Source organism: Agrobacterium sp. NPDC090283 (assembly GCF_044769685.1).
In the GTDB taxonomy this organism is placed as follows: Bacteria; Pseudomonadota; Alphaproteobacteria; order Rhizobiales; family Rhizobiaceae; genus Agrobacterium.
In genome coordinates this window covers 232,075-245,517 of sequence record NZ_JBIVYG010000002.1, presented here as the reverse complement: position 1 = coordinate 245,517, position 13,443 = coordinate 232,075, and the positions used below count along the sequence as shown (strand labels likewise).

Here is a 13,443-nt window from a genome sequence, read left to right as displayed (position 1 = left end):
AGGCTGTGATGAAAACAACAATAAGCAAATGCGGATTCTCCGCTTTCGTACTCTGTCTTGCAATGGTCGTGCCAAGCGCCGTCCACGCTGCAGGCGGCACGAAGACGCCGAAACCGCTCAGAACCAGCGAAGTCGTGGACATGTACTTCGACAAGACCTGGAAATGGGAAACGGGCGGTGGACGCTTCATCGCCCAAGACCGCAAATTCATTGCCGCAACGGAAGAAAAGGGCAAGAAGTCCATCGGTGAAGGCCGCTGGACCGTCGATGCCAACGGCACCCTGTGCATGCGCGCCACCTGGAAAAGCGCTGCAGGAAACGGCAAGGCCGATACCTGCTTCGATCATGGCCGCATCGGCAAGGTGCTCTACCAGCGCAAGCAGGGCGGGCCATGGTACGTGTTCCGGCACAATCCACCACGCCCTGGCGATGAATTCCTCAAGCTCGTCCGCAAGGACGATGTCACGCCGCAGATCGCCGCTTACGACAAGGCGATGACGGCAACAAGGTAGGGAGTAAGGTGTCATGCAGATAACAAGAAGAAAACTTCTGTTCGCAGGTGGTGCCGCCGCAGCCTTTACCGCCGGCATGTATCCGGTGCTCAAGCTCGACGCACAGGGTGTCGCCCCCATGACCTCGACGGGCATGAAGACACTTGCCGACAAAAGACCGACATTGCATGCGGACGGTATCCGTTTCGGCGCATACGATCCGCACGGCGATTTCACCGGCCAGGCGGGGGTAGCGACGGAACATCTGTTCCTGCCCTGGGAGGACGTGGATCTCGACAGTCTGGCGCTTGCGGATGCCTATGCGCTGGAACGCAAGCGCAACGTGCTGATCACGGTCGAACCCTGGTCGTGGGACGTCAACTGGCGGCTCACATCCGACGAGTTGCGCCGCAAGGTGCTGAGGGGCGATTACGACGAGAACATGCGGGCGATTGCAGCACGCATGTCGGGGATGAAGAGCCCGCTCATCCTGCGCTGGGGGCAGGAAATGGAAGACACGTCCGGCCGCTTCTCGTGGTCGGGCTGGAATCCGCAGGACTACATCACAGCCTATAAGCGCATGGTGGACATGACCCGCAAGGCGGTGCCCGGCGTCAAGGTGATGTGGTCTCCGAAAGGTCTCGATGGCCTGCGCGTCTACTATCCGGGTGACAATTACGCCGATCTGGTCGGTCTCTCGGTCTTCGGTCTCGAGGATTACGACAAGATTGAATATGGTGGACCGAAGACCTTCACCGATCTGCTGCGCAAGGGCTATGGACTTGTCGAAACCTTCAACAGGCCGGTCTGGGTTGCCGAACTGGGCTATGAAGGCGGCGATTCCTATGTTCGCCCGTGGATGAACGACGTGACGTTGAAACAGGCGGATTTTCCGAAGCTGGAAGAGGTCGTCTATTTTAACGACAAGGATGTTCATGCCTGGCCGCACAATCTCGGCAAACCGGACTGGCGCGTGGTGCGCCCGGCCAAGGCTTGACTGATCTCTGAAGCCGGCGAGCGGCCGACGCCGCTCGCCGGTGGGGCAGGTTTATTGCTCCACCGCCAGCACAGCTTCTGCCTCATAGATGGCGCAGACGATGTGATAAAACGTGCTTGCCGGCGCCGGCTCATCGAGCATTGGCCTGTCGGCCGGCCATTTGTCGAACCACAGGCCCTTGACCGGCGTGTCGAGAAAAGGCTGCAGCGCGCCGATGGCGCTGAGACCGGAGGCGAGGTAACGCTGCCGTTCCTCACCGCCCGTGACGCTCGCCAGCCGCACCGCAGCCTTCAGCCATTCCGTCTGCGGCCACAGCCGCGCCAGCCCGTCATGCACCGAAAAATCGTCATAGAGGCTCATCACCGCCACCTTGCGGCGCGGGCAGATGCCGTATTCCTCGCCGATCTCGAACAGCCGTTTGGCCTTGTCGATCGCCTCGCCATTGCCGCGCAGGCTGCCCCAGCGCACCAGAAGCCAGGCCCATTCGAACTGGTGGCCAGGCTCCATGATCCGGCCCTTGTCGCTCTCATGGGGCGTCCAGTCATGGCCGAAGAATTCGCGCAAGCCGCCATTGCCGCTATCGATGAAGCGCTCAAGCGCAAGACCCGCGATCTCATCGGCCAGCGCCGACCACGGACCATCCGGGTCCTGCTGCTCCCAGGCCAGCATCGCCTCGAAGAGATGCATGTGCGGATTGGAGCAGAGCGGCGTGCGCGGCGGGTTTGCTTCCTCGAAGCCGGCGACCGGGTGTTTGTAATCGCGTTCGAGGATGGCAAGGATATCGAGCGCCCGGCCGCGCATCTCATCCCTGCGTTCTGGAAGGCTTGCCGCCGCCTGCGCGGCGGCGAAAAGCGCAAAGGCCTGATTGTAGAGATCGAAGGAGGGATCGATCAGCCGGCCGGTCTGGTCGGCAAGGTTGCCGTAGAGACCGTTTTCGAGGCGATAGACCGTCTCGAACCAGGAGAGCCCATGCAGGAGCGCGTCTTTCCACGGCCCCTTCCAGCCATGCTGACCGGCGGCGGCGAAACAATAGGCCTGGCGCGGCTGCACGCGGGCACGGCGGTCATCGGAAAACACCGGTTTGGCATCCTGGCCGAGACGTTCGTAAAAACCGCCATCCGGACGGGCCGAACCCGCCTCCCACCACAGGGGCAGGGCGTCCTCATCCAGCCATTTGCGTAATCTTCCGATCTCTTCGGCAAGCGTCTGCGAAATGCTCGGAAATGGCAAGGTCATGCGTCAACTCTCTGTTTTTACAGTTGAATAAAAAATGGACCAATAAAAATACGTCATTATGGAGCCAAGTAGACCACGGGACATATTGCGCTGCAACCGTAAAATTATAGGCCTGACAGGAGGCCAACCTTTGGCGGGGCTATTGGTTCCACGCTCTTCCACAGTAAACACGGGGTGGTAACGCTGATTCGCAAGCCATAAAGTGTCAGAAATTACAACGCAAATTTGAGATTGCTTATTCGTAGTCCTCACGTATTTCGTAACAATGGTCTGGTCATTAGTGATTCGGTCTCCTTTTAACCTGGGCGGCGTTGGGGAAATAAAGGGGCGCAAGGCAGTGAGATTTTCTGCCTTTACTTCATTGCTGTTCTCCGTTGCGGTTCTTTCGGGCTGCAATACTCCCGCGGGCGTTCGGTCGTTCGGGGGCGCACAGATGTTGTCTCCTTCCGAGGCGCTGATTTTCCCGCCGCCCGGCGGTCCCGAAATCGTTACCGTGGTCAACCGCACCTATTCCAACGCGGTGGCGCAGCAGGTCATTTTGCGCTCTGAAGCCACGACGCCGGGGCAGAACTATATCAAGGCGGAGTTTTTCGGTCCGCAACAGGCTGGCGATACTGATGGCGACGCTCTGGCTTTCACCGGTTTCAAGGCATCTTCCCTCGCGAGGGAAATCCGCGCCGAGTTTCCGGGCGAAAACATCGCCATGTCGGCGAACTACCTGCAGAACGGTTATGGCGCGTTCTCCTATGCCGCCGGCAGCGGCCGTGGCGACGATACCTGCCTTTATGGCTGGCAGGACATACGCTCGCCGGAAAGCATGCGGCAGGATTTCCGCAATCTCGGGCGCATCAAGGTGCGGCTGCGCCTCTGCCAGTCGGGCGCGACTGTCGAGCGACTGCTGGCAGTCATGTATAATTACACGATCACCGGCACCTATGCCTCGCCAAGCTGGAACCCTTACGGCACGCCGCAGGCGGTGGATAAGAATCTCGGCCGGCCGGGTCATCCGGTCTATCCCACAAAGGCGGATGAGGTGCCGATGCGGCCGGGTGGCGAGGTGACCGCGAGCGTGCCGCCCCGGCCCGTCCATCGCGCGGCCGCCGTTGCACCGCCCGCCCAGCCGGAACCGCAGCCGCTTCCACCCGTTGCTGCGGTCAGTATCCCGTCGCCCGCATCGGCGGGGGCGCCAGTCCAGACCGTGAGACCTTCAGTGGCGGGCAGGCGGGTAGACGGCGGGCCGGTGGAAAGTGGCCGGCCATCGTCTCAGGTTCCGCAAGTGTCCATTCCGTCGCCCGCCTGCCTGTCCGGTTCGGGAGCGGCACCAGGATGCAGGTGATCGCCGGAACCAGGGGGAGAGAAGGCGTAAAGACGCAGATCGCAAAAATTCCGGGCCGAGATTCCGGGTGGGGAAGACAACGGAAAGTTTCTGGATGAGCAAGGCCATTACAATCATTGTCTGGTTACTTGTGTCGCTCTGCGTTCTGGCCATCATCACGATGCCGGTCAGCCTGCAAACGCATCTGGTCGCCACGGCGATTTCGCTCATTCTCCTTGCAACGATCAAGAGCTTTAACGGGCAGGGGGCCTGGCGTTTGGTGGCGCTCGGTTTCGGCACGGCCATCGTTCTGCGCTATGTGTACTGGCGCACCACCAGCACGTTGCCGCCCGTCAACCAGCTCGAGAATTTCATTCCCGGCTTTCTGCTTTATCTGGCGGAAATGTACAGTGTCGTGATGCTGGGCCTCAGCCTTGTCATCGTGTCGATGCCGCTGCCGTCGCGCAAGACGCGGCCCGGCTCGCCCGATTACCGGCCGACCGTCGATGTCTTCGTGCCGAGCTATAATGAGGACGCGGAACTTCTCGCCAATACGCTCGCAGCGGCCAAGAACATGGATTATCCGACCGACCGTTTCACCGTCTGGTTGCTGGATGATGGCGGCTCGGTACAGAAACGCAATGCCAGCAATATCGTCGAGGCGCAGGCGGCGCAGCGCCGCCACGAGGAGCTGAAGAAGCTCTGCGAAGACCTCGATGTGCGTTATCTGACGCGTGAGCGCAACGTCCACGCCAAGGCTGGAAATCTCAATAACGGTCTTGCCCATTCAACCGGCGAGCTCGTGACCGTGTTTGACGCCGACCACGCGCCAGCCCGCGACTTCCTTCTGGAAACGGTGGGCTATTTCGAAGAGGATCCGCGGCTCTTTCTGGTGCAGACGCCGCATTTCTTCGTCAATCCCGATCCCATCGAGCGCAACCTGCGCACCTTCGAGACGATGCCGAGCGAAAACGAGATGTTTTACGGCATCATCCAGCGCGGCCTCGACAAATGGAACGGCGCCTTCTTCTGCGGTTCGGCCGCCGTGCTGCGGCGCGAGGCGCTGCAGGATACGGAAGGCTTCAGCGGCGTCAGCATCACGGAAGATTGCGAAACGGCGCTGGCGCTGCATTCGCGCGGCTGGAACAGTATCTATGTCGACAAGCCGCTGATCGCCGGACTGCAGCCGGCCACTTTCGCAAGCTTTATCGGCCAGCGCAGCCGCTGGGCGCAGGGCATGATGCAGATCCTGATCTTTCGCCAGCCGCTGTTCCGGCGCGGTCTCTCGTTTACGCAGCGCCTTTGCTACATGTCGTCGACGCTGTTCTGGCTGTTCCCGTTCCCGCGCACCATTTTCCTGTTCGCACCGCTGTTCTACCTGTTCTTCGACCTGCAGATTTTCGTGGCCTCGGGTGGCGAGTTCTTGGCCTATACGGCGGCCTATATGCTCGTGAACCTGATGATGCAGAACTATCTTTATGGCAGCTTCCGTTGGCCGTGGATTTCGGAACTTTACGAATATGTGCAGACGGTTCACCTTTTGCCCGCCGTCGTTTCGGTGATTTTCAATCCCGGCAAGCCCACCTTCAAGGTGACGGCGAAGGATGAATCCATCGCCGAGGCGCGGCTTTCGGAAATCAGCCGGCCGTTCTTCGTCATTTTCGCGCTGCTCTTGGTGGCGATGGCCTTTGCCGTATGGCGCATCTATAGCGAGCCCTACAAGGCGGACGTCACGCTCGTGGTCGGCGGCTGGAACCTGCTCAATCTCATCTTCGCGGGCTGCGCGCTCGGTGTCGTTTCCGAGCGCGGCGACAAGTCGGCGTCGCGGCGCATCACCGTCAAACGGCGCTGCGAGGTCAAGCTCGAGGGCAGCGATGCCTGGGTGCCGGCTTCCATCGATAATGTGTCGGTGCATGGCTTGCTGATCAATCTCTTCGACAGCGCGACAACCATCGAAAAAGGCGCGACGGCCATCGTGAAGGTCAAGCCCCATAGCGAGGGCGTGCCGGAAACCATGCCTGTCAACGTGGTGCGAACGGTGAAGGGAGAGGGTTTCGTCTCGATCGGCTGCACCTTCTCGCCGCAACGCGCCGTCGATCACCGCCTGATCGCGGACCTGATCTTCGCCAATTCGGAACAGTGGAGCGAATTTCAGCGGGTGCGCCGCAAAAACCCCGGCCTTATCCGCGGCACGGCCATCTTCCTGGCCATATCGCTCTTCCAGACGCAGCGCGGCCTTTATTATCTGGTCCGGACGCTTCGGCCTGCTCCCAGAGACGCCAAACCTGTCGGAGCGGTAAAATGACCGGCCGTAAACCCATCCGGGATTCTCTGGCAATGTTGGTATGGGGAGCCGTCGCCACGGGCGCTATGGCGCAGTCCTCTCCCTTCGACATGTCGCCGGAACGGCCTGCCCAGACTGCTCCAGCACCCGTGCCGCCGTCCGCCATCCCGCCTGCCGCGCCGCGCCAGCAGCCTTCTGCCCAGTTGCCAGCCCAGATACCGGGCCAGACGCCGTCGCAGCCATCGGCCCCGCCGCCGTTCGCGGTTCAGCCCGCGCCGCAGCCGCAACAGCGCCCAGCCGTTCCGTTGCCGCCGCCGGTTGCGGCGCCACCGCCTCAGCAAAGCGCAAGACCCGTTCCCGCGCGGACCTCGCCGCTTAGCGCCGACAGCCGCCGCCGATACATTCTACCCTATGAGAAGCTCAGCCTTTCCGGTGAGATGGACCGGCGGCAATGGAGCATCTATCTGACGCCGGAGCAGGTGAATGCCGCCGTTTCGCTCAATATCGGTTATCAGAACGCCATCGTGGTCGCGCCGGAAAGTTCGAATTTTCAGGTCAGCCTGAACAATGTCGCGCTGGATGCCGCGCGTATCGAAGCGCCCGACAGCGAAGGCAACATCTCCTTGAAGATCCCGCCCGGCGTCTTGCAGGTCGGCTCAAATATCGTGAGACTGGGCGTGCAGCAGCGCCACAGAACCGATTGCACCATCCAGTCCACCTATGATCTGTGGACCGATATAGACCCCGCCAATACCTATATCGGCTTTAATGCGGATGTCGCCGGAAGCTTTGCCAATATCGACGATATTCAGGCAACCGGGCCGGATGGCAAGGCGATGACGTCGATCGAGATTGTCGCGCCGGCGCTTGGCAATCCGGCATTTGCGGATTCTCTCCTGCGTCTTTCACAGGCACTGGCACTCAGAACCCAGATGCCGAACCAGACGATCCGTTTCGTGGCCGCTCCTTCCACTGAGCGCAAGGCGGGCACGCTGACGGTCTTTGTTGGCACCGCCCGCGAGATCGCCGGAATTGCCGGAACGCCGCCACCCGAGGCTTCGGCGGGCGCTTTCGCCGGCTTTGGCGCCTCAGCGCCGGGCGGTCTTTCACCGCTTTTTGTCAGCGGCCCCACCCCGCAGGCGGTGCAGGCGGCAATCGAGACGCTGTTTTCGTCGATATCGCGCACACCCGGTGCGCAGAGAACGACTTTTTCGACCCGAAGCTGGCATGCGCCGGATGTGCCGCTCGTCATGTCGGATCGCCGTATCGCGCTTTCCGAACTTGGTTTCGAAAGCACCGAATTTGGCGGCCGGCGTTTCCGCAACGAATTTTACGTCGGCATGCCCGCCGATTTCTACGCCTCGGCCTATGGCGAGGCGTCGCTTCTCCTCGATGCCGCCTATTCGTCGCAGGTATTGCCGGGCAGCCATGTCGATATCTACGTCAATGACCAGATCGCCTCGACCGTGCCGATTTCCAATAATGGTGGCGGCATTTTCCGGCATCTGCCGATCAATGTGACGATGCGTCATTTCAAGCCCGGGCCGAACAAGGTGACCATCGAGGCGGTGTTGATGACGGCGCAGGATCAGGCCTGTGCGCCCGGTGCGCCCGCCAGCGCGACGCCGCGTTTTGCGTTGTTCGACACTTCGGAACTGCATATTCCGGACTATGCGCAGATCGGCCGCAAGCCGGATCTCGCCGCGATGGCCGGGGCCGGACAGCCCTATCGGACCGGTGGAGCTCCCGTTGCACTATCGCTCGACCGTTTCGACACCGACACCATGTCTGCGGCAGCCACGCTGATCAGCCGGCTGGCAAGTGTGGCGGGGCATCCCATCGACATCGAGACTGTCGCTTCGCCGCTGGTGATCGGCGATCGCGACGCGCTGTTCGTAGGAACGATTTCGCAATTCCCGCAGGCATTGATCGGTCAGTTCAATCTCGTTCCCTCCAGCCAGATATCCTGGAAAATGGGAACCGGCGTTCAGCCGCCCGCCCAGAGCAGCGAGACCCTATTCAACGACTGGCGCGAGCGGGTGGATGGCGGTGTCTGGGAGGGGCAGGTGTCTTCTCTCGAGGAATGGATGAAGCGTAATTTCGACCTGAGTTCGGATACGCTGCGCTTCCTGCCGGCAGCCGAGCAGCTTTATGCGCCACCCGGCAATGTCTCCTTCATGCTGGCACAGGGACTGAGCCCCTCCGGCGACGGGGTGTGGACGCTTGCCACGGCGCCGACATCGGCGGAACTTCTTGACGGCATGGCGGCGATGACGCGGGAAAACCGCTGGCGTGGCGTCACGGGACGTGTTGCCGCTTATGATGCAACCGCCGAAAAGCTCGAAACGGTGGAGGTGGAGCGGCCGTATTTTTACGTCACGCGGGCTTTTTCCCTTTCCAACTGGAGGCTGGTCGCCGCCAACTGGCTGTCTTCCAACGTTCTTTCCTATTCGCTGGCGTTCATCGGCTTCGTATCTCTCCTCGGCCTCGCCACGTTCACGATGCTGCGCATGATGGGACGGCATCGATGACGAACGGGATCTTGAAACTGGCCGGTATTTTCTTCCTGTCCATCATGACGGTGATTGCAGGTATTTCCGTCAGCCGCGCCGCTTCGGTTTCGCCGGAGGCGTGGTCTGCCTATAAAGGCGCGTTTCTCGATCCCGGCGGCCGTATCATCGATACCGGTAACGACAATATCAGCCATAGCGAAGGCCAGGGCTACGGCATGTGGCTTGCCGTGCTTACCGACAACCTGTCCGACTTCGAACTGATCTGGAGTTTCACGCGCACCGAGCTTTTGGTGCGTGACGACGGGCTTTCCGCCTGGAAATGGGATCCGCGCACCAAACCGCATGTAACCGATATCAACAACGCCACGGATGGCGATATTCTGATCGCCTATGCGCTGGCGCTGGCGGCCGGGCAATGGAACCGGCAGGATTATGCCGAAGCATCCGCGGCCATCGCATCCGCCATTCTGAAGAAGACGGTGGTGCAACGCGGCGGGCGAACGCTGCTTCTGCCGGCGGCCAGCGGTTTCGACGAGAACGACCGGGAGGACGGGCCAGTAGTCAATCCTTCCTATCTGATTTTCGAGGCCTTTCCGGTGCTCAATCTTGTTGCGCCATCGCCGCTTTGGAAAGCCATTGCCGATGACGGTGTGGCGCAGGTCGGCACATTCGCTTTCAGCGATAGAAAACTGCCGGCCGACTGGGTATCGGTGAAGACGAAGCCGCAGCCGGCAGCGGGTTTCCCGCCGGAATTCGGCTATAATGCGGTGCGCATACCGCTTTATCTCGCAAGGGCGAATATGGGGTCGCCGGAACTGCTCGCCCGGCTGAAAGGCAGCATGACGCTGGAAAGCGGCGCTGCCGGAACCTTCGATCTGAAGAACGGAGCGGTCAAGGACGTCCTGTCCGATCCCGGCTATCGCATCATTCCGGCGCTCGCGGGTTGCGTCGGCGGCGGGCCGGCCGTTTCCGCCGAACTTAAAAACTTCCAGCCAACACTTTATTATCCTTCCACATTGCATCTTCTGGCATTGTCGTTTCTGGCAAGGAATAACGGGGAATGCCGATGAACAAGCCACTGTCGACCTCGGCTCTCATTCTGCTTCTGATTGCGCTCGCCGCCTTCCACTGGCGCGACAGCATTCTCGGGCGGGTGTCGGACGTGCATACCTCGGCGGTCGGCGACAACCGGGCGGCACAGCGTGTTTTGCCGACGACGGCCAATCCGGCGCAGATCAACGCTTTCGTCAAGAACCGTGAAATGGCGCAGGTAACGCAGCCCGCGACACCGCCCGTCACGGTGCCGGCGACTGATCCGCTGCCGGTGACACAGGCCGGCGGGCAGGTACCGCAGACACAGACGGCGCAGGCACCGGCTCCTCGCGCCGCCCAGCCTGCCTCGGCCGATATGCCCGAGGTCGATCTGAGCGCGTTGCGCTATTTCGCGGCGAGGGGTGATACGCAGCGTCTTCAGGCCGAGATCGCGCGCCTGCGCACGCTTTATCCCAACTGGACGCCGCCTGCCGATCCTCTCGCCATCCCCGAAAACGGCGATCCGCGGCTCGATGCCATGTGGCAGCTTTATACCGACGGTCGTTATGCCGAGGTGAGGAAGGCGATTGCCGACCGCCAGCAGGCGGAGCCCGGCTGGCAGCCGCCCGACAATCTGGCGGGCATGCTTTCCCTTGCCGAGGCGCGCCAGCGTCTCGTCAATGCTTCCGATCTCAAGCAATATGCGACAGTGGTGGACACGGCCGCCAACAATCCCGGCCTGCTGACCTGCGGCGAAGTCGATGTCCTGTGGCGGGTTGCCGATGCCTTCGCCAATACCGACCGGATGGGACGGGCGCGCGACGCCTATCTCTACATTCTCAACAATTGCACGGTTGCAAGTGACAGGCTCGCCACCGTGCAGAAGGCATCCGCGCTTTTGCCGGCGGAAATGATGGACGATCTGCTGGCCAAGGAAAAACCCGGCGCCGACGGTCAACTGGAATTCGAACCCGTCAAGAACGATCTCGCCCGTCAGTTCGTGGCCAAGGCAGGGGAGAAGGAGGGCGTCACCGCTCCCTCGGCCTATGTGATGCGGCTTCAGCGGCTTGCCGAGACCGACAAGCTTGCAAGCGACGCCCTGCTGCTCGGCTGGTACAATATCCGCCAGAAGAACATGGCGGAGGCGGAGAAGTGGTTCCGCAAGGTGCGGGAAGAGGAAGACAGCGCATCGGCCTCGCAGGGGCTGGCGCTGGCGCTGATCGACCGTAACGAACCGCGCGAGGCCGAGGACGTCATGTATAAATGGCGCAAGGCTTCCGACGACGCGCTTGCGACCTATCTTGCCGCAACGGCCAATCTTCTGGCGCTGGAGCCGCCGGTCGTTCTGCCGCCGGATGTGCTGCAACGTATCGCCGCCGAAACGGTGGCGCGCAAGGATGCGGCGACGGCGCAGCAATTCGGCTGGTACTCGCTTGCCTTCCGGCAGACGCCGCTTGCTTTGCAATGGTTCAGCACGGCCCTTGGCTGGAAACCCGATGATGAGCCATCGGCCTACGGCATGGCCGTCAGCTATCACGATCTTCGCAACCTCGCCGGCCTGCGTGGCATCCAGCAGCAATGGGGAGGCCGTTCGCAACGTATCGCCGATGTGGGAACGGCGCGCATGGTGGACCAGGCCGGGCAGGCGCTTGCTCCCGTAATCGCGCCGCCGGTTGTCGCACAGGTGACGGCGCCGCCCGTGCAGACCGGTGTACCGCAGGGCGAGACGGCGGTGGTGTATAACCCACCTGTCGTCCAGCAGTCTGAACCTTCGCGCAAGCAGGCGCGCCGCCCCCTGCAGGTGCAAAGGGAAACCAGCGCCGCATCGCGCCCACGGTCCTGCGCGGCCTATCCCGATCCGCAACGTCTGCCGCCACAGCAGGCGCTCGATCTCGGCTGGTGCCTGATGGAAACGAACCGGCCGGCGGAGGCTCTCAAAGCTTTCGAATCCGCGATTGAAAGCGGTCAATCCAATGTCAAAAGCGACGCTGCCTACGGCCAGAGCCTTGCCTATCTGCGCATGGGGCTGACCGACCATGCCGCCGTCTCGGCAACGAAATCGCGTATGGATCGCCCGCGCGCGACGGAACTGCAGGTCTCGATCCTGGCTGACCGCGCGGTTTCCGCGTTCGGGTCGAAGCGATATGCCGAAACGCTTCTCCTGCTCGACCAGCGGGCGCGGCTGGCGGATGAGCGCACGGACCTGATGGTGTTGCGCGGTTATTCCTACCTCGCCATGCGCCGTTATGGTGAGGCCGCCCAGATTTTCGAAAGCCTGACCGCTATCGGAAACAAGGATGGCATCCGGGGACTGGCTGCGGTGCGCGCCGCCCGGCCGAGCAACGGTCCGCAAGGCGGCTGACGGGCGGCTGATCGCGGCTGGATGAAGCCGGCCGCTGCTATTCCGCGTCGGTGAGGTTGCGGATGATGCGCATGAAGATGCGCGCGCCAGTGCCGATCAGCGCATCCGGAAAGTCATAGTCCGGATTGTGCAGATTGGGATAGTCCCGGCCTGCGCCGAGAAAGAACATCGCCGATGACGAAACGGCGCGGAAGCGGCCGAAATCCTCGGAAGCCCGCATGGGCAGACCCTCCGAGCCGTGGGAGATTTTTTCCTCATCCAGCGCGCGCCGGATATGCCCGACCGCGTCAGGCGCATTTTCGCAATGCAGGAAAATATCGTCATAGGTGATGTCGAGCGTCAGCTTCTGTTCGTCCGCCACCTTTTTAGCCAGTGTCTCCGCAGCCTCGCAGAGTTTTTCCATCCGGTCGTCGGTCAGCGTCCGGAGCGTTGCCCAGATTTCCGCGTCGGCGGGGGAAATGCCGAAGGCGGCTTCGCCCATCACGGCATGGGTGATCGTCACCATCGAAAAATCGGGTTCGGGCGGGAAACCGGAGCCCAGTTCGGCCAAGGCCGGCATCAGCCTTGATATTGCCCGCATCGGGGAAATGCCGTGTTCTGGCGAAGACGCATGCGCCGTCTTACCGGAAAGGTGGATTTTGACCCCGCGCGACGCGCAGTTGACCGGTCCCTCCACGACGCTGACATGGCCGAAAGGCAGGCCGGGCAGGTTGTGCAGCGAAAAGGAATAATCCGGCTTTATCTGCCCGAAGCGCGGGTCGGCGAGGACGGCGGCGGCGCCCGCGCCGGTTTCTTCCGCCGGCTGATACAGAAGGATGACGCGGCCGGTCTCCGGGCGATGCCGGGAAAGGCCGAGCGCCAGCGCCGTCAGAATGGTGGAATGACCGTCGTGGCCGCAAAGATGGCCCTTGCCGTCGATGCCGGAGCGGTGTTCGGCCTCACTCTTTTCGTGAATGGGCAGGGCATCGAGTTCCGAGCGGATCAGGATCGCCGGGCCGCTTTTGCCGCTGTCGTAGACCGCAGCCACGCCATGGCCGCCGAGATCGGCGAAAAGCTGGTCGGGTTGCGCCTGCTCGAGGAAAGTACGGATGCGCCGCGCCGTTTCCTTCTCCTCGCCGGAGATTTCCGGATGACGGTGCAGATCATGGCGAAGCTCGATGAGATCGAGCATGTCCTTGTTGGTCAGAAACATCAAAAATCCTTGCAAGTCGTC

General features: G+C 61.7%; 9 protein-coding genes. 7 read left to right on the top strand and 2 right to left on the bottom strand.

Annotation, left to right across the window (positions count from 1 at the left end; genetic code table 11):
- Positions 1 to 8: 8 nt before the first annotated feature.
- Together ACIQUH_RS04105 and ACIQUH_RS04100 are read left to right on the top strand one after the other, a co-directional pair.
- A complete protein-coding gene (locus ACIQUH_RS04105; protein WP_400812762.1) occupies positions 9 to 512 on the top strand; it encodes a DUF995 domain-containing protein in 504 nt (167 codons plus the stop codon).
- A gap of 13 nt (positions 513 to 525) precedes the next feature.
- Positions 526 to 1,488 (top strand): glycosyl hydrolase, encoded by a 963-nt coding sequence (locus ACIQUH_RS04100; protein ID WP_400812761.1) that lies wholly within the window; start codon positions 526 to 528, stop codon positions 1,486 to 1,488.
- 51 nt (positions 1,489 to 1,539) lie between these two features.
- On the opposite strand, the gene ACIQUH_RS04095 is transcribed toward ACIQUH_RS04100, so the two are convergent.
- Positions 1,540 to 2,724, bottom strand: coding sequence for an AGE family epimerase/isomerase (locus ACIQUH_RS04095; RefSeq protein ID WP_400812760.1), 1,185 nt, complete (start codon positions 2,722 to 2,724; stop codon positions 1,540 to 1,542).
- Positions 2,725 to 3,157: 433 nt separating this feature from the next.
- On the opposite strand from ACIQUH_RS04095, the gene bcsN reads away from it, so the two are divergent.
- The 5 genes from bcsN (at position 3,158) to ACIQUH_RS04070 (ending at position 12,230) form a co-directional block, all read left to right on the top strand.
- Positions 3,158 to 4,060, top strand: coding sequence for a cellulose biosynthesis protein BcsN (gene bcsN, locus ACIQUH_RS04090; RefSeq protein WP_400812759.1), 903 nt, complete (start codon positions 3,158 to 3,160; stop codon positions 4,058 to 4,060).
- A 94-nt stretch (positions 4,061 to 4,154) separates the two neighbouring features.
- Positions 4,155 to 6,344, top strand: coding sequence for a UDP-forming cellulose synthase catalytic subunit (bcsA, locus tag ACIQUH_RS04085; protein ID WP_400812758.1), 2,190 nt, complete (start codon positions 4,155 to 4,157; stop codon positions 6,342 to 6,344).
- Positions 6,341 to 8,854, top strand: coding sequence for a cellulose biosynthesis cyclic di-GMP-binding regulatory protein BcsB (locus ACIQUH_RS04080; protein ID WP_400812757.1), 2,514 nt, complete (start codon positions 6,341 to 6,343; stop codon positions 8,852 to 8,854). The genes bcsA and ACIQUH_RS04080 overlap by 4 nt, the downstream gene beginning before the upstream one ends.
- On the top strand, positions 8,851 to 9,906 hold the full coding sequence (locus ACIQUH_RS04075; protein WP_400812756.1) for a glycosyl hydrolase family 8: 1,056 nt from the start codon (positions 8,851 to 8,853) through the stop codon (positions 9,904 to 9,906). The genes ACIQUH_RS04080 and ACIQUH_RS04075 overlap by 4 nt, the downstream gene beginning before the upstream one ends.
- Complete coding sequence (locus ACIQUH_RS04070; RefSeq protein ID WP_400812755.1) at positions 9,897 to 12,230, top strand: cellulose synthase; 2,334 nt, start codon at positions 9,897 to 9,899, stop codon at positions 12,228 to 12,230. Before ACIQUH_RS04075 ends, ACIQUH_RS04070 begins: the two co-directional genes overlap by 10 nt.
- A 37-nt stretch (positions 12,231 to 12,267) precedes the next feature.
- On the opposite strand, the gene ACIQUH_RS04065 is transcribed toward ACIQUH_RS04070, so the two are convergent.
- The gene (locus tag ACIQUH_RS04065) at positions 12,268 to 13,422 is read right to left on the bottom strand and encodes an amidohydrolase (RefSeq protein ID WP_400812754.1); all 1,155 of its coding nucleotides are present in this window, start codon (positions 13,420 to 13,422) and stop codon (positions 12,268 to 12,270) included.
- Between the last annotated feature and the right edge of the window lie 21 nt (positions 13,423 to 13,443).